Genomic DNA, 15,856 nt, shown 5'->3' on the forward strand with positions numbered 1-15,856 from the left:
GTCCCCAGCGAAGCCGCACTTTCAACGAGACGTACTTACCGGTTCGAGGAGTTGCCCCCATGTTGCTTCGTGTACTCGCCGCGCTGCCGTTCGTCGGCATTCTGCTCGGTGTTCCTTTTGTGAATCGCGTCGAGCCACTAATGCTCGGCATGCCGTTCGTGTTGGCCTGGATCGTCATGTGGGTGGTGCTCAGTTCGATCATCATGGCGATCGTTTACCGTCTGGACCCGACCAACCGTGAACTCGCCGTCGAAGGCGAGGAGGTCCACTCATGAGCGCCCTGATCATCATTGCGGCGATTACGCTGTTCGCGCTATACCTCGGTGTACGTGCGCGGCGCGGCCACGACATGAGCCTCGAACAATGGACCGTGGGCGGCCGCAGCTTCGGCACCGCGTTCGTGTTCCTGCTGATGGCGGGCGAGATCTACACCACCTTCACCTTCCTCGGCGGCAGCGGTTTCGCCTACGGCAAGGGCGCGCCGGTCTACTACATTCTCGCCTACGGCACGCTGGCCTACATCCTTTCCTACTGGATGCTGCCGCCCATCTGGCGTTATGCGAAAAATCAGCGGCTGGTGTCGCAACCGCACTTTTTCGCGCGCAAATACGACAGCCCGGCGCTCGGCACGCTGGTCGCGCTGGTTGGGGTGGCCGCGTTGATTCCCTACCTCGTGCTGCAACTCAAGGGGCTCGGCATCATCGTCGCGACCGCGTCGTATGGCGCGATTTCGTCGACGGCGGCGATCTGGATCGGCGCCTGCGTCGTGACCGTCTACGTGATCGTCTCCGGCGTGCGCGGCTCGGCGTGGAACTCGGTGGTGAAGGATCTGCTGATCCTGGCGATCGTGCTGTTCCTCGGCATCTATCTGCCGCTGCACTATTACGGCGGCTTCAGCGACATGTTCCGCACCATCGAAGCGGCCCGCCCCGGCTTCCTGACCTTCCCGGCCAAGGGCTCGAGCGTCACCTGGTTCCAGTCCACGGTGCTACTCACCGCGCTGGGCTTCTTCATGTGGCCGCACACGTTCGGCTCGATCTTCACCGCGAAAGACGAGCGCATTTTCCGGCGCAACGCGATGGTGCTGCCGCTGTATCAGCTGATCCTGCTGTTCGTGTTCTTCGTTGGCTTTGCCGCGACGCTGAAGGTGCCGGGCCTCAAGGGCGGCGACATCGACCTGTCGCTGTTCCGCCTGTCGCTGCAAACCTTCGACCCGTGGTTCGTCGGCGTGATCGGCGCGGCCGGCATCCTGACCGCGCTGGTGCCGGGCTCCATGATTCTGACCTCGGCCTCCACGCTGCTCGCCAACGACGTCTACCGCGGCATGGTGAACCGCAACGCCTCGGACGCCACGGTGACCAATCTGGCGCGGCTGCTCGTGCCGGTGGTGGCGCTGGTGGCGGTCGGCTTCACGCTGCACGGCGGCGAAACGATCGTGGCCCTGCTGCTGATGGGTTACAGCTTCGTGACGCAACTGTTCCCGGCGGTGATCTGCAGCCTGCGGCCGCATAACCGTGCCACCAAACAAGGCGCGTTCTGCGGGATTCTCGCCGGCGTGGCGGTGGTCACGATCACGACCACCATGCACCTGAGCGTGGGCCAGTTGATGCCGTTCCTGCCCGACGCGCTGAAGGACATCAACATCGGCTTTCTGGCGCTGGCGGTGAACATCATCGTGTTCGCGGCGGTCAGTGCGGTGACGCAGCCGCATCCGGTCGAACAGACCCACGCGTCGGTGCATTAAATCTCGGCTTGAGCAGAAGTTGAAAGGGCTGTCGCCGCCGGCGACGGCCCTTTTCCGTTGTGCGCGGCTTTTGCCCGCACGAGCTGTTATGGAATGTCAAATCTACATAACAATGAAAAAACCGCGCGCGTTCCAGCGCGAACGTCACAGCGAAATATAGCGGCCCGCACTGCAACACAAACCCTCCGCCGCCGCATGAATCTTCCGCCCGCTTCGGGCACACCCCTTGCTGAATAGACGCGTTACCGAATCCCGCCGCACTGTGCAAGTGCAAAAATTTGCGTCCCTGGGGGCCATCTTGTCGCTCAACGTTCTTCTTGTCGCTTCCGAAGCCCTGCCGCTCGCCAAGTCCGGCGGCCTCGGCGACATGGTCAGTGCCTACGCCGCCGCCTTACGCGATGCCGGCGTCGATGTCTCGATTCTGATGCCCGCTTATCCCGAGGCGCTCGAACGCGCGCTCGACGTCGCGCCCGTGGCGCGTATGACCGGCCTGCCCGGCGGCGACGCCCGGCTGCTGCGCGCGCGGATGCCCGACACCGGCGTCACGGTGTTGCTGCTGCAAATGGATCACCTGTTCGCCCGCGAAGGGTTGTACCGCGATCCGCAAGGGCGCGACTATCTCGACAACCTGACGCGCTTCGCGTCGCTCGCCGCGGCGGCCACGCGTATCGCGCGCGGCGTGCGTAATCTGAAGCGCCCCGACATCGTGCACGCGCACGATTGGCATGCAGGCCTCACGCCGCTTTATATGCGGCTCGCGGGCGTCGCCGCGAAAAGCGTCTTCACGATTCACAACCTTGCCTTCCAGGGCAACCATCCGCTCGCGATGGGCAGCTGGATCGGCGTGCCGCCCGACTTGCTGACACCCGCGCTGTCTGACGAACGCAGCATCGAGTTCTACGGCTCGCTGAGCATGATGAAAGCGGGCATTGTCCACGCCGACCGGGTCAACACCGTCAGCCGCCGCTATGCGCGCGAAATTCTGACGTCCCGTTTCGGTCACGGCATGGAAGGCGTGTTGCAGGCACAGGCGGACAAGCTGTCCGGCATCGTCAACGGGATCGATACGGTGGCGTGGAATCCGGCCACCGATCCGCACATCGCCCGCCCCTATTCCGTCGACGACACCGCCGGCAAGCAGGCCTGCAAGCGCGAACTGCAACAGGCGTTCGGGTTGACGCGCGATCCGTTCGCGCCGCTGGTGGCGATCGGCAGTCGGCTGACCGAACAGAAGCTCGCCGACGTCGTGGTGCGCGCGCTGCCTACGCTGCTCGAACGGCATCCGCGTTTGCAGTTCGCGATTCTCGGCCAGGGCGAGCCCGCGCTCGAACTGGCGCTGCAGCAACTCGCGGCGGCGTGGCCTGGCCGTGTCGGCGTGCAGATCGGTTACGACGAACGGCGCGCGCATATGCTGCACGCGGGCGCGGACATGCTGCTGCATGGCAGCCGCTTCGAACCGTGCGGACTCACCCAGCTTTACGCAATGCGTTACGGCACGATTCCGGTGGCGTCGCGCGTGGGCGGCCTGGCGGATACGATCGTCGATTACGTGCCGCTCGAGGCACCCGATCCGCGTGAACCGCGCGACGTGCGGCTCATGCACGGTGAAGACAGCGCGACCGGCTTCCTGTTCGACGGCGAGCAGGTGGACGATGTGGTGCATGCACTCGGACGGGCGCTCGCCGCGTTCGTGCAGCCGGCATCGTGGCACGCGTTGCAGCGCAATGCGATGAGCCGCGATTTCGGCTGGGAAACGTCGACCGCAAACTATCTCGCGCTATATGCGGACATGGTCGACGCGCGTCCGGCACTGCGCGAGCCGCGCGTTCGCAAGACGCCGGTTCGGGTTCGCGCGGCGGGCTCCACGGGGACACGCCAGGCGGCTCGTGCCGATGAGGCGTTCAATGCGGGCGGCGGCGAGATGGCGCGTAGCGCGTGATCTGATGGCGAGCGAAGCGGCGGGTGGGTTCGGCGTTCAGGCCGTTGCGTGCCGAACGAGCCATAAACGCTTCGAATAACCTTGCGCGGAGACGGTTGAACGACCCGGCTCCGCGTCCCGCACGTTAAGCTCGCCGGCACACTCGTCATTCATGGAGTTGCCGATGCCCTCGCCCGTTCTCCGAGTCGCCCGCCCCACTAACCAGCTTGATCGGGTCGCCGATTTCTATACGCGTGGACTCGGCTTCGACGTGCTGGCGCGCTTCGACGATCACGAGGGTTTCGACGGCATCGTCGTCGGTCGGCGCGACTGTCCGTGGCATATCGAATTCACGCATCAACACGGCGTCACCGTCGCTCGGGCGCCAACTCGCGAACATCTTCTCGTGCTCTATCTGCCCGCACTCGACGATTGGACCGCAGCGGTCGAGCGGCTTCAGGCATTCGGCGCCACACCATGCAAGGCGGAAAATCCCTACTGGGACCGTCAAGGCAAAACTTTCGAAGACCCTGACGGCTATCGGATCGTGCTGCAGCATGCCGCGTGGGGCGGAACAATGCGAAACGCTTCCTGACTGTCCAGGCGCACTGAATGCTGCTTGACAGCTCGCGAACTCGCGAGGCAAGCTTCGGCATCCAGAGCAATCCTCACCTGTATCCATTCCGCCTAACGGCGTGTCGCATGTCGTGCCTGTTGCCGCCTGTGTTCCGATTCCGCTGACGTCGTCCACACCTGCTTCGAGAGGGTCGCCATGTCCAGAAATCGAATCATCGCCGCCGTGCTGCTCGCTATCGCGCTGACCGCCTGCCACACGGCGCCGACCAGGGACCTCGCCCAGTCGCACGCCGCGCCCGTCACCGCGAACACCGCCGATATCCGCTCGATCGCCAAAGAGGCGTATCTCTATGGCACGCCCATGGTCGCTGTGTACAGCACGATGTACGCGTTTTCCGTCGACAGCGGCAACCCGCAATACAAGGGGCCGTTCAATTCCATCCTGAACGTTGCACGCGTTTTCACCCCCGACGACACCGCCTTCGTCACACCCAACTCCGATACTCCCTACACGTTCGCCGGTCTCGATCTGCGTGCCGAACCGGTGGTCATCACCGTCCCGCCGATGGATCGCAACCGCTACTTCGTGTTCCAGTTGCTCGATCTGTACACCTTCAACTTCGCCTATATCGGCAGCCGCACGACCGGCAACAACGGCGGCACGTTCCTGATTGCGGGTCCGCGCTGGACCGGTCAGACACCGAACGGCATCACCCAGGTGATCCGCTCCGAAACCGATCTGGTCAACGTAGTGGGACGCACCCAACTGTTCAATCCCGGCGACCTCGACAACGTCAAACAGATCCAGGCGGGTTACAAGCTGCAGACGTTGTCGGCATTCACCGGCAGCGCGCCGCCGCCTGCCGCGCCGGCCGTGCAGTGGATCAAACCTCTTTCGCCCGCCGACGCGCGCACGTCGCTGGCGTTCTTCGACGAACTCGCGTTCGTGTTGCAGTTCGCCCCGGTCAATCCGGACGAAGCCGCACTGCGCAGCCGCTTCGCGCAGATCGGCGTCGTGCCGGGTCAGCGCTTCGACGTGAACGCGCTGTCGGCTGAACAGAAGGCGGCGTTCAGCGCGGGCATGCAGGACGGCCAGCAAGCGATCGACGAGCGGCGAGCTTCGCTCGGCGGCAACACGGATACGTTATTCGGCACGCGTGCCTATCTGAAGAACGACTATGTGGCGCGGGCCACCGGCACGCAGGTCGGTATCGGCGCGAATTCGCGGGAAGAAGCGCTGTATCCGGTGCTCGACAAGGACTCGAGCGGCCAGCCGCTCGACGGCAGCCGGCATCGCTACGTGCTGCGCTTTCCCAAAGGGCAACTGCCGCCGGTGAACGCGTTCTGGTCCGTGACCATGTATGGGTTGCCGAGCCAGTTACTGGTGAAAAATCCACTCGACCGCTATCTGATCAACTCACCGATGCTGCCGCAACTCAAAAAGGATCGCGACGGCGCGGTGACGATTTATATCCAGTCCGAAGCGCCGGGCAACGCCCGAAAGGCGAACTGGCTGCCGGCACCCGACGGCCCGTTCATGATCACCCTGCGCTTCTACTGGCCGAAGCAGGTGCTGCTCGATGGCAAGTGGAAGAGGCCCGTGGTCAAACGCGTGAACTAGCGGGTTGGATGCACGCGTCGCCAGCGGCATGGCGACGCCTGGAATTCGGTGATTCGGTGACCCGGCGAGAGGCGGCTGGACGCGGACGACGCGACGCACTCCGCTTCAACCTTGCGCGCCGTCGACTCGCGTCATCCCATCGGCGCTCCATGCTTCCGAGCCCACGCCGTGGTGCACGAAGAACAAGCCGTCGGGATCGTACCGGCGCTTCACCGCCGCGAGCCGCGCGTGGTGCTCTCCCCAGTAGGCACGCTGCCAGTCGCTTTCGAAAAAGTCGCTCTCGGACAGGTACGTACCCGGGTCGGGCACGAGCGTGCGCAGAATCTGCGTGGCCTGGGCGATGCGCGTCGCATTGCGCCGCCCGTTGCGTTCATCCGGCTCGTGTCCCGCCACGCCCGGCAACGCCGGCGCGCCCAGGTTGGCGATGATCGCCAGCGCGAAAGCGTCCAATACCGCCGGATTGGTCGCGGTCTGCCGGGTCGCGTTCAACGCGTCGGCCGGCGCGCCCGCCAAGCCTTTGTTGAAATGCAACGTGACGGACCAGCGGCGGCTGGCCTGCACCAGCGTGTCGGCGAGCTCGCCGCGCCGCGCGGGCGTCAGCAGGCCAACCGGGAGCCACGTCGAGGTATAGCCGTACAGATACTGGCCGGCCTCGATCAGGTTGTCCGTCCAGAAGACGTTGCCGGGATCGGCGCCGGGGCGGTCGTCGGCGGTTAGCGCGCCGGGCACGTGTTGCGCGAGAAAATCCGCGTCCCAGAAATGCCGGGCCGAGGCGGTCAGCACCAAGGGCGGCGGCGTCGTGCAACCGTTATCGCTATTCGCCACCCAATCGAAGAAAGGCTGCCAGACGCGCATGGCGGCGTCGCGATCCAGTCCCTGGAACACCATTGAAATGCGCAGCGTGTTGTCACTGCGGACCGCCACCGTCTCGCCCCAATGCGGATTGATGAGACTGACCGCGCTGAACGCGATGAATTCGCCCACCAGCGCCCGGAACGCCGTCTCCGAGGACGCCTTCACCGTGGCGTTCACGACACCCACCTGGTCAGGCAGTTCATGCGTGCGCAGCGTCAACTGCGTCACCACGCCGAAGCTGCCACCACCTCCGCCTTTCAATGCCCAGAACAGCTCCGGATGCAGGCAGGCGTTCACCGTGCGTACCACGCCGTCGGCGGTCACGATTTCAGCCTGCAGCAAATTCGCCGCCGCCGAGCCGAACCGTTTCGAAAAACTGCCGAAACCGCCGCTCTGCACCAGCCCGGCCACGCCTACCGTCAGGCAGCCGCCGCCTTGCACATAGCGCCCGCCATGCGCGCTGACAGCCGCATAGACATGTCCCCACAACGCGCCGGCGCCGATCGTTACCGCTGTCCGTGGTTCGACGCGCCCCGCGCAACCGTCGGGTACGAAAGCCTCGTGCGAGGTGATGCCGCGCATGGCGTGCGTCCAGACCAACAGTGAGTCGGCCGCGTTCGACGTGCCCTGGTAGCTATGGCCGCCGCCTTTGACCACCAGCCGCAAGCGATGCCGGCGCGCGAAATCGACGGTATTCGCGACGTCTCGCGCCTCGCGTGCCGCGACCACGTACGCACTCGGCGCGGCGGTCCACGCGTCGAGCCATCCGCAGGTCTGCGTGAGCGCCGGAGTATCGCCGATATAGAACGGGTTTTTCAGGCGCTTGAATTCGTCCGTGCACGCCTGGCTCGCGGGCGATTCGGCGCACACCGCGAGCGGCGAAGTCACGACGCTCAAGCGCCCGTTCACAGCCGCATTCAGTTGTTGCCAGGCGTCCGTGGAAGGCCACGATGGATCGCCGGGGCGCACGCGGCGCAGTGTCGGCGCGACTGTACCGGTGGCATCGGGCGCCGCGATCGTCTTGCCGGCCTGCGTCTTCGCCGCTCCCTGCATTTGCGCTAACGCTCGCCAGCTTGCGGTGAGCCACGGCGCGGCGAGTGCGCCTTTGAGCAAAGTCCGCCGGTCGAATGCGCACATACGCTTGCCTGTCTCCCGAATGGCCGCGCTGCGCGACGCCAGATGGCGCGACGTCAGGTGATGGTTTGGCGCCGCGGTGCGATCGAACCGCCGGCCCGTTCCGGCCGATAGAACGGTCGAAGGATAGTAGTCGCGATGCCCGGCATCCGCTACTACGAGATCACGCGTTAGCGTGCCGTCGAAGCGATAAATGACGCTAGACTACCGCCGGATCGAACCACAAAAATCGCCCACTTATCCGGAGCGCATCGATGTCTTACGTTCTCTACTATTCGCCCGGCGCGGCCAGCATGGCGGTGCATTGGATGCTGATCGAACTGGGTGTCGCATTCGAAGCCCGACTCGTCGACATCAATCTCGGCAAGCAGCACGAACCGGACTATCTGCGCCTCAATCCGTCGGGCCGGGTGCCGACGCTGGTGGTCGACGGCGTGCCACGTCACGAGTCGGCCGCGCTGCTGATGCTGCTCGCCGAACGGCATCCCGAAGGCGGTTTCGCGCCCGCGCCGGGTTCCGCCGGGCGGCCCGAGTGGTTCGAAACGATGATTTATCTCGCCAACACCGTGCTGCCCGCCATGCGCGACTGGTTTTACGCGGACGTCGACGGCGACGCGGCCGGAGCCGACGCGGTACGTGCGCTCGCGGATCGGCGGCTGGCCGAGGCCTGGGACCGGCTCGACGCGCAGCTTGCCGACAAGCCGGGTTATCTGATCGGCGACAAGCTCGGCACGGCGGATTTTCTGGCGCTCATGCTGATGCGCTGGACCCGCAATCTGCCGCGCCCCGCGACCGGTTGGCCGCATCTCGCCGGCTATATCCATAGCCTGCGCGCGCTGCCGTCGTTCATCGAACTGAATGCGCGCGAAGGGCTGACCGAATGGCTTAACCCGAACGATTGACCGGCACGGCGAAGCTCCGGTTTTGCAACACGAAACGGAATTGCGCCTGAATGGCGCAATCGGCCCGGACCGGGCCTTACGCGAGCATGAGCGGCGCACTGCGCGGGCGCGGCCAGTTCAATGGTCAAGTGCGGTAATATCCGTCGCCATCGAAATCCATTCCACGGAATCAACAGCTTGAGCATCACTATCCCGTCACCTTGCGTCGACGTCTGCCGACTCGACGGCGCGACCGGCTTCTGCATTGGATGCCTGCGCACACGCGACGAAATTCGCGGGTGGAAAACCATGACCGACGACCTGCGCGTGCAGGTGATCGCACAGAAAACCCACCGGGAAGTCACGGCGAAAGCGCAGATTCACGGTCCCCACGCGGCCACGCAAGGATCCTGAGAGGCAGCGCTCATTCGGGCGGCACCGCGAACGCGAAACTGTTCTTGCCGCTGCGCTTGACGTGGTACATCGCTTCGTCGGCGGCGGCGACCAGCCGCTGATAATCGTCGACGAGATCGGGAAAGCTCGCAATGCCCACGCTGGCACTGACCGAGCCGATGCCCATCTGCGTGTCGGTCTCGACCACGCACGCAATCAGCCGCTGGGCGATCTCGCCTAATTCCGCGGCCTTCGAAAACTCCCGCACCAGCACCGCGAACTCGTCGCCGCCAATCCGCGCGACCACGTCGCCTTTGCGCACCGAGACACGAAAGCGCCGCGACACCGCGATCAGGAATTCATCGCCGACGCGATGGCCCAGCGAGTCGTTGATCTGCTTGAAACCGTCGAGGTCGACATACAGCACGGCGATCCTGTAAGGCGGCGTTGCCGCGCCGCCGCCCTTCGCGATCGCATGCCAATTGTCGGCCGCCTCTTCGAGCGTGGCGAACAGCTTGCGGCGATTCGGCAACCCGGTCATCGGATCGTGCAAGGCCGCCTGCTCGAACTCCTGCGATTGCCCCACCAGTTGACGGTTGCGTTTGGCGTACAGACCCAGCGCCGCGAGCAGCAGGCAGAACAGCAACGCGGCCAGCGCGATCAGCAGATTCGCGACATGCGCGATCCGCAGCCGCACGTCCGCGCTGTCCACGTCGTGTTGAGCACGCCAGAAAGCCGATAGCGTGGCAAGCCACGTGTCGACGGCGTCGAGCCGCGCGTCGGGCGCGAGCGTCGCGGGTGGCATGCGCGGCGAGGGAATCGGGCTGGCATTGACGAGCGCCGCGAGCGAATCGAGGCGCTGACCGAGTTCGGCGCGCGCGAGGCGGACGCCTTGCGCCGTACGCCGGCTCTCGCCGGGCGCCTGCTGCCAGACGCCGACGACAGCGCGCGCGCCTTCCGCACGTTGCACCGCGTCGAGCACGAGTCCGGCGTAGTCCTGTTTCAACTGATCGGAAAAGATCGTCCTGATCTGCAGCGCCAGATACAGCAGACCGATCAGCAGGCATATCAGCGAGACGGTGGCCAGCGTGGCCGGCGCCGGTCCGAAGCGGGTCGCGAAAGCGCGTTTCGCGCGACCGCGCCAGCCGCGCTGCCGCTCACGGGTGGGAGTAGATGTCTTGTTGACTTGCGTTGCCATGCTGCCGATAGCTCACACGATGGAAGAACTGCCCCATGCGAGCGAACAGGCTTTTGTGTCGGGTGTTCGCGGCGTGGCGCTCGGAAGGGGAAGCGGCGCGCGCGTCGACGGACCGTGGGTCTTTGGCGGGCCTGGCGGCGACGAGTTGCGGGGTGGGCGAATCGGTTGCGCCGGGTGAGCGGCGGGTCGATGCCAGTGACGATGGCGATGCGGTTGGGGGCGTGTCCGTGGCGTCGGTGCCGCGAGCGAGTTCCGGATCCGGCGCGGAGGGTCGTGCCACCTGACCGGTCCACGATGCAAGGCGGCCGCCCTGCTCGGCCCGCGCGTCGCTGGACGTATCGGCCGCCGTGGGTGCGAGCGTTGTCGGGGTCGGCGCCGCGGGCGTTGTCGGGGCTGCGTTGGCTACGTTTGCTGCGGCTATGTTTGCCGCGGCTGTCTTCGCCGCGGCCGCCGTCGCCGTGACCGTACCCGCCATTCCCGCCGCGCCGCCCACGCCTCCCCCCACCGGCGCGCTAGCCCCCAGCGCCTGCCGCGCGCCTGCCATCGCCTCGGCATAAGCCTGCTGATCGTGATTGAACCAGACGCCGTACGCGACCGTCCCCATCACGCCGAGGGCCAACGCACCGGCGGTGGCAACGCCCATTGCCAGCCGGCCGAAGCGCGGTGGCGCGACGGCCAGCGCCGGGCCGCCGTGCGCTTCGCCAGCGGCCGCGAAGCCGCCTGTGGGAGAAACTGAGGGATTGGGCAAGTCGGTATCGTGGTACATCGCAATACGCTCCGGAATCCTTATGTCTGACGTGTAAACAGACTGGGGTTTCGCGCGACCTTGCCGAGCCGACGCATGGTCGTTCGAAGAATTTACCCCGCTTAACGGATAGCGACAACACGGCAATGCTGCGCTTTAAACGCCATCGTTGCGAGAGCTTTTAGCGTCCGGCATTCAGGTAAAACCTGCCAGGCTACCCGTTGCCGAACGCGCTGCCGGAAAGCTTCCCGGCGCGCTTTCGCCCGCCGGAACAAGGCCCGGCCCGACGAACGGCTCTCGACCGCGTTTGATGGAACTGATAGACGCAACAACCAGGCCCGGACCCGACCCGCACCTCGCCGAACCACGCAGCTTCGCGTGCGCCGCTTCAAACGCCGTGGCGAAAGCCAACTGGCGGAAGACCGCCCGCGCACGCATGTTGACCCCAATCGTTACCGCGGCATTACTCGACGGTAATCGTCTCTTTCATGGTCGGATGAATACCGCAGAAAACCTTGTACACGCCCGGCTTATCGAACTTGAACTGGTACGTTTCGTTCTGATCGAGCGCGGCGGAACGGAACAGACCCGCGTCGTTCACCACGGTATGCGGCTCGCCGTCGAGATTCTTCCATGTCACCGTGGAACCGGCTTTAACGGTCATCGCCATCGGCGTGAACATGAAATTCTTGATGACGACGGCGCCCGGTGTCTGCGCGCACGCAACAGACGAGCCGGCGGCCGCCGCAAACAGTCTCGCGCCCAGAAACAACACGCATGACACGCGACGAAGAGTACGGATTGGCATGATTGATCTCCTGAAAATGAAAAGCGCGCTGGATCAGACCAGCGTCGTATCGTCGAGCGTGGCCTTGAGCGGATGGTGGGCGATCTTGATGCTGGTCACGCCGAGCATTCGCGGCAGTTGATCGCTCGTCACCGTCAATGGGCCGGGACCGGGGCCGTTGCCCGCGGTCGGCTGCGGATAAGCCGTGGAGCGCGCGGTGTGGAACGTGATGTTGCCCTCGACCTTCGAGACGATCTGATGAATGTGCCCGTTGAGCACCGTCACCGAACCGAAGCGCTTCAGATAGCTCATCGCCTGGCCCGCGTCGCCGGTGCCCCAGCCCCACGGTTCGTAAATCGTCCACATCGGCATGTGCGCGAACACGACGATCGGGGTGCTCGACGAACGTCCTTTCAGGTCGTTTTCGAGCCACGCGAGCTGGTCGTCGCCGAGACCGCCCAGGCCGTTCGGCTTGAAATGCATCACGTTGACGAGCGCGACGAAATGCACGCCCTGATGATCGAAGCTGTAATAGCCCTTGTTGTCCGAGGCCTGACCGAAACGGCTGAAGTATTCGGTGCCGGCGCCGTCGGTCACGTCGTGCTCGCCGGGCACCGTGTGCAATTCGGTGATGTTCAGGCCGGACATGAGTTGCGCCGCGAGATCGAATTCCGCGGGCCGCGACAGGTGCGTGATGTCGCCGGTATGGATCGTCAGCGCGGGTTTCACCGGCATCGCGTTGACGAACTCGATGGTCTGCTTCAGCGTGCCCGCCACGTCTGGATTGGCCTCCTTGTTAAAGCCGATGTGCGAGTCGCTGATCTGCAGGAATAGCGGCACGCCGGACGCGGCGGCGGACGTTTTGGCGTCGGCGGCGAGCGCCAGCTCCATGGGCGTGAGAATCCCGCCCGCCAGCACGAACACGGTGCCCACGCTGCCGAATGCCAGGCATTTGAGCGCGTTGCGACGTGACGCGTCGAACGGTTGATGTGACGACATGGTGACCACCTCTGGGTAAAGACTCGCGAACGGACCGCCGGATCATCCGGCGGGTGTCGCGACTCGGTTCGTCACGCATGACTGGCGGGGTGTCGGTTTTATTCCAACTTGTTGCGCGCGCGCCGCCCGAGGCGACGCCGATGCGATGCCCTTTCTTCCTCTTGTCCATGCCTTACAGGCATGCCTACCAGCTTATAAAGTCTTTTTCCTCTGGCTGTAGAACCACTAAATTTCACTCAAGCCAAGGATTTTACGCCTCTCGCAATACATCGAATGCGAAAGCCAACAACCCGGCCCCATACCGCAAACACATACCCAGTCAAGGAGTTGAAGATGAACCAGCCCGTCATTCTGATCACCGGCGCGCTCACCGGCATCGGTCGCGCCACCGCCGTCGCTTTCGCACAAAGCGGCGCCCGCCTCGTCGTCTCCGGTCGCCGTGCGGCCGAAGGCCGGGCACTCGAACAGGAACTGCGCGACCTCGGCGCGGACGTTCACTTCATCCAGGCCGACGTGCGCCGCGACGAAGAAGTGGCGAGCCTCGTCGACCAGACGGTTGCCCGCTTCGGCCGCCTCGACGCCGCCGTGAACAACGCCGGCACCGAAGGTCAACCGGGCGCGATCACGAACCAGACCGCCGAGAGCTACACCGCCACGTTCGACACCAACGTGCTCGGCACGCTGCTCAGCATGAAGCACGAACTGCGCGTCATGTCGGCGCAAAAGAGCGGCAGCGTGGTGAACGTGTCGTCGACTTACGGGCACGAAGGCGCCGCCTTCGCGTCGGTCTACGCAGGTAGCAAGCATGCGGTGGAAGGCATGACCAAATCGGCCGCGCTCGAAGTCGCGTCGCTCGGCGTGCGCGTGAATGCGGTGGCGCCGGGGCCGACCGACACCGGCATGCTCGACCGCTTCACCGGCACGCCGGAAAACAAGGCGGCGCTCACGGCGAAGGTGCCGCTCGGCCGGATCGGCAAGCCCGAAGACGTGGCGCGCGCGATCGTGTTTCTCGCCTCGGAGGCCGCTTCGTTCGTGACGGGGCAGATCGTCAGCGTCGACGGTGGCAAGACCGCCGGTTGATTCCATCCAGAAACGTGGGCTAAAAAAATGAACGCTTCTTCCGAACTGAAATTGCTGTCGCCGGCCAAGGTCGGGCCGATATCGTTGTCCCATCGCGTGGTGCTAGCACCGATGACGCGTCTGCGCGCCGCCGCCGACGACAGCCCCAGCGCGATGATGGTCGAGTACTACCGGCAGCGCGCGTCCGCAGGCGGCTTGATGATTACTGAAAGCGCGCATCCGTCGTACGACAGTCGCGGCTATCTCGGCGCACCGGGCATCTACACGCACGAGCACGTCAAGGCGTGGCGCAAGATCACCGACGCGGTCCATGCACGCGGCGCGCGCATCGTCATGCAGATCGCGCACGACGGCCGGCAGTCGCACGTCGACCTGAGCGGGGGCAATGCGCCGGTGGCGCCTTCGGTCGTGCCTTATGACACGACCGTGTTCACGCAGAACGGCTGGGTGCCGAACTCGCCGCACCGCGCGCTCGAACTCGACGAAATACCCGCGCTGATCCGTTCGTTCCGCGACGCCGCGGCGCGTGCGAAAGACGCCGGTTTCGACGGTGTCGAATTGCACAACGCCAATGGCTACCTCGCCGATACGTTCCTGCAGGACGGTACCAACAAGCGCACCGACGCCTACGGCGGCACGCTCGAAAAGCGCGCACGTTTTTCGCTGGAAGCCGTCGAGGCATTCGCTTCGGTGTGGGGCGCGGACCGCGTCGGCGTACGGGTATCGCCGAGCGGCCAGTGGGGCGCCATTTCGGACAGCGATCCCCAGGCGACCTTCGGCTACTTCGCGCAACGGCTGAACGACTATGGCCTCGCGTATCTGCACGTGATCGAACCGCGTGTGATGGGCACGGAAACCCTGATTGAAGGCCAGACGCCGGTTGCGGCCGCGTTCCTGCGGCAGTTTTTCAGCGGACCGATCATCGCCGCGGGTGGCTTCGATCGCGATGGCGCCGAGCAGATCCTGCAGCGCGGCGATGCCGACCTGGTGGCATTCGGCCGCTGGTTTTCGTCGAACCCGGATTTGCCCGAGCGCTTCCGGCTCGGACAACCGCTGACGCACTACAACCGCGACGCGTTCTGGGGTGGCGACGAACGCGGCTATCTCGACTTTTCCACTTACGCGGAAAGCGTCGCGGCTTAACGCGTGCTTTCGGCCTCTTCAACATCGCTCAAAGGAACCCGATCATGACTACCGAAACATTGACGCTGTACCACGGCGTTTCTTCGCCGAATTCACGCCGCGTCCGCATCTTTCTCGCTGAGAAAGGCCTGACGATCCCGCTGGTCGCCGTCGACCTCGGCAAAGGCGAGCAACACGGCGACGCCTATCGCGCGATCAATCCACGGCGTGTCGTCCCGACGCTGGTGCTCGCGGACGGCACCTCGATCGGCGAGGTGCCGGTGATTCAGCGCTACATCGAGGAAATCCATCCGGACACGCCGCTTTTCGGCACGACCGCGAAAGAGAAGGCGTTGATTGCGATGTGGGATCGTCGCGTGGAACAGGAAGGTTTCGCCTCGGTGATGGAAGCGATCCGCAATCTCGCGGCGGGTTTAAAGGGCCGCGCGATTGCCGGGCCGCACGATTACGCGCAGATTCCCGCGCTGGTGGAACGCAGCCGGCAGCGCACCGTCAATTTTCTGGCGGATCTGGATCAGCGTCTGCAAGAGACGGCGTTCGTCGCGGGCGATCGTTTCTCGGTGGCCGACATAACCGCGCTAGTCACGATCGATTTCGCGGCGAAGGCGATCGATCTGCCGGTGCCGGAAGCATTGCAGTCGGTCAGGCGCTGGTATGACGGCGTGTCGGCGCGAGCGAGTGCCGCAGCGTGACGGATTGCCGCGCGTGAAGCGTCGCCCCCGTTAGAGGCAACGCTAGAAATCAGGCTGGAACAGTGGCCCGCATCGCCGCATCACGGTATT

15 protein-coding genes are annotated in these 15,856 nt (G+C 64.8%); 10 read left to right on the forward strand and 5 right to left on the reverse strand.

What is annotated here, in order from left to right; translation table 11 throughout:
- The first annotated feature begins 59 nt into the window (after positions 1-59).
- From B0G83_RS20145 to B0G83_RS20165, 5 genes are all read left to right on the forward strand, one after another.
- Positions 60-275, forward strand: coding sequence for a DUF3311 domain-containing protein (locus tag B0G83_RS20145; RefSeq protein WP_105509146.1), 216 nt, complete (start codon positions 60-62; stop codon positions 273-275).
- Entirely contained in the window at positions 272-1,744 is a 1,473-nt protein-coding gene (locus B0G83_RS20150; RefSeq protein ID WP_105509147.1) for a sodium:solute symporter, read from the forward strand. The genes B0G83_RS20145 and B0G83_RS20150 overlap by 4 nt, the downstream gene beginning before the upstream one ends.
- 298 nt (positions 1,745-2,042) lie before the next feature.
- Positions 2,043-3,683, forward strand: coding sequence for a glycogen synthase GlgA (gene glgA / locus B0G83_RS20155; RefSeq protein ID WP_105509148.1), 1,641 nt, complete (start codon positions 2,043-2,045; stop codon positions 3,681-3,683).
- Between the two features lie 163 nt (positions 3,684-3,846).
- A complete protein-coding gene (locus B0G83_RS20160) occupies positions 3,847-4,257 on the forward strand; it encodes a VOC family protein (protein ID WP_105509149.1) in 411 nt (136 codons plus the stop codon).
- A 177-nt stretch (positions 4,258-4,434) separates the two neighbouring features.
- The gene (locus B0G83_RS20165) at positions 4,435-5,859 is read left to right on the forward strand and encodes a DUF1254 domain-containing protein (protein ID WP_105509150.1); all 1,425 of its coding nucleotides are present in this window, start codon (positions 4,435-4,437) and stop codon (positions 5,857-5,859) included.
- Between the two features lie 105 nt (positions 5,860-5,964).
- Here the strand turns inward: B0G83_RS20165 and B0G83_RS20170 are convergent, their stop codons facing one another.
- Positions 5,965-7,851: an FAD-binding oxidoreductase gene (locus tag B0G83_RS20170; protein ID WP_105509151.1), complete on the reverse strand. Its 1,887-nt coding sequence runs from the start codon at positions 7,849-7,851 to the stop codon at positions 5,965-5,967.
- A 251-nt stretch (positions 7,852-8,102) separates the two neighbouring features.
- On the opposite strand from B0G83_RS20170, the gene B0G83_RS20175 reads away from it, so the two are divergent.
- Positions 8,103-8,750 carry a glutathione S-transferase family protein gene (locus tag B0G83_RS20175; protein WP_105509152.1) on the forward strand — a complete coding sequence of 216 codons (648 nt, stop codon included), beginning with the start codon at positions 8,103-8,105 and terminating at the stop codon, positions 8,748-8,750.
- 177 nt (positions 8,751-8,927) lie between these two features.
- The gene (locus B0G83_RS20180) at positions 8,928-9,143 is read left to right on the forward strand and encodes a DUF1289 domain-containing protein (protein WP_308701474.1); all 216 of its coding nucleotides are present in this window, start codon (positions 8,928-8,930) and stop codon (positions 9,141-9,143) included.
- Between the two features lie 10 nt (positions 9,144-9,153).
- Here the strand turns inward: B0G83_RS20180 and B0G83_RS20185 are convergent, their stop codons facing one another.
- The 4 genes from B0G83_RS20185 to B0G83_RS20200 form a co-directional block, all read right to left on the reverse strand.
- Positions 9,154-10,320, reverse strand: a complete 1,167-nt coding sequence (locus B0G83_RS20185) for a GGDEF domain-containing protein (protein ID WP_105509153.1) — start codon at positions 10,318-10,320, stop codon at positions 9,154-9,156.
- On the reverse strand, positions 10,280-11,068 hold the full coding sequence (locus B0G83_RS20190; protein ID WP_258168000.1) for a hypothetical protein: 789 nt from the start codon (positions 11,066-11,068) through the stop codon (positions 10,280-10,282). Before B0G83_RS20190 ends, B0G83_RS20185 begins: the two co-directional genes overlap by 41 nt.
- A gap of 460 nt (positions 11,069-11,528) precedes the next feature.
- On the reverse strand, positions 11,529-11,873 hold the full coding sequence (locus B0G83_RS20195) for a cupredoxin domain-containing protein (RefSeq protein ID WP_105509155.1): 345 nt from the start codon (positions 11,871-11,873) through the stop codon (positions 11,529-11,531).
- A gap of 33 nt (positions 11,874-11,906) precedes the next feature.
- Positions 11,907-12,851 carry a metallophosphoesterase gene (locus tag B0G83_RS20200; protein ID WP_105509156.1) on the reverse strand — a complete coding sequence of 315 codons (945 nt, stop codon included), beginning with the start codon at positions 12,849-12,851 and terminating at the stop codon, positions 11,907-11,909.
- A 333-nt stretch (positions 12,852-13,184) separates the two neighbouring features.
- On the opposite strand from B0G83_RS20200, the gene B0G83_RS20205 reads away from it, so the two are divergent.
- From B0G83_RS20205 to B0G83_RS20215, 3 genes are read left to right on the forward strand one after another with little or no spacing between them, the layout of a single operon-like run.
- Positions 13,185-13,931 carry an SDR family NAD(P)-dependent oxidoreductase gene (locus B0G83_RS20205; RefSeq protein ID WP_105509157.1) on the forward strand — a complete coding sequence of 249 codons (747 nt, stop codon included), beginning with the start codon at positions 13,185-13,187 and terminating at the stop codon, positions 13,929-13,931.
- A gap of 27 nt (positions 13,932-13,958) precedes the next feature.
- Positions 13,959-15,074 (forward strand): alkene reductase, encoded by a 1,116-nt coding sequence (locus tag B0G83_RS20210; protein ID WP_105509158.1) that lies wholly within the window; start codon positions 13,959-13,961, stop codon positions 15,072-15,074.
- A 44-nt stretch (positions 15,075-15,118) separates the two neighbouring features.
- Positions 15,119-15,766, forward strand: a complete 648-nt coding sequence (locus tag B0G83_RS20215) for a glutathione S-transferase family protein (protein WP_105509159.1) — start codon at positions 15,119-15,121, stop codon at positions 15,764-15,766.
- Positions 15,767-15,856 lie beyond the last annotated feature (90 nt).

Source organism: Paraburkholderia sp. BL21I4N1 (assembly GCF_002973525.1).
Lineage (GTDB): Bacteria > Pseudomonadota > Gammaproteobacteria > Burkholderiales > Burkholderiaceae > Paraburkholderia.

Coding starts and splice junctions, on each gene's coding strand:
- B0G83_RS20145 (WP_105509146.1), top strand. CDS start 60: ATGTTGCTTCGTGTACTCGCCGCGCTGCCGTTCGTCGGCATTCTGCTC.
- B0G83_RS20165 (WP_105509150.1), top strand. CDS start 4,435: ATGTCCAGAAATCGAATCATCGCCGCCGTGCTGCTCGCTATCGCGCTG.
- B0G83_RS20150 (WP_105509147.1), top strand. CDS start 272: ATGAGCGCCCTGATCATCATTGCGGCGATTACGCTGTTCGCGCTATAC.
- B0G83_RS20160 (WP_105509149.1), top strand. CDS start 3,847: ATGCCCTCGCCCGTTCTCCGAGTCGCCCGCCCCACTAACCAGCTTGAT.
- B0G83_RS20210 (WP_105509158.1), top strand. CDS start 13,959: ATGAACGCTTCTTCCGAACTGAAATTGCTGTCGCCGGCCAAGGTCGGG.
- B0G83_RS20200 (WP_105509156.1), bottom strand. CDS start 12,851: ATGTCGTCACATCAACCGTTCGACGCGTCACGTCGCAACGCGCTCAAA.
- B0G83_RS20215 (WP_105509159.1), top strand. CDS start 15,119: ATGACTACCGAAACATTGACGCTGTACCACGGCGTTTCTTCGCCGAAT.
- B0G83_RS20195 (WP_105509155.1), bottom strand. CDS start 11,873: ATGCCAATCCGTACTCTTCGTCGCGTGTCATGCGTGTTGTTTCTGGGC.
- B0G83_RS20205 (WP_105509157.1), top strand. CDS start 13,185: ATGAACCAGCCCGTCATTCTGATCACCGGCGCGCTCACCGGCATCGGT.
- B0G83_RS20170 (WP_105509151.1), bottom strand. CDS start 7,851: ATGTGCGCATTCGACCGGCGGACTTTGCTCAAAGGCGCACTCGCCGCG.
- B0G83_RS20175 (WP_105509152.1), top strand. CDS start 8,103: ATGTCTTACGTTCTCTACTATTCGCCCGGCGCGGCCAGCATGGCGGTG.
- B0G83_RS20185 (WP_105509153.1), bottom strand. CDS start 10,320: ATGGCAACGCAAGTCAACAAGACATCTACTCCCACCCGTGAGCGGCAG.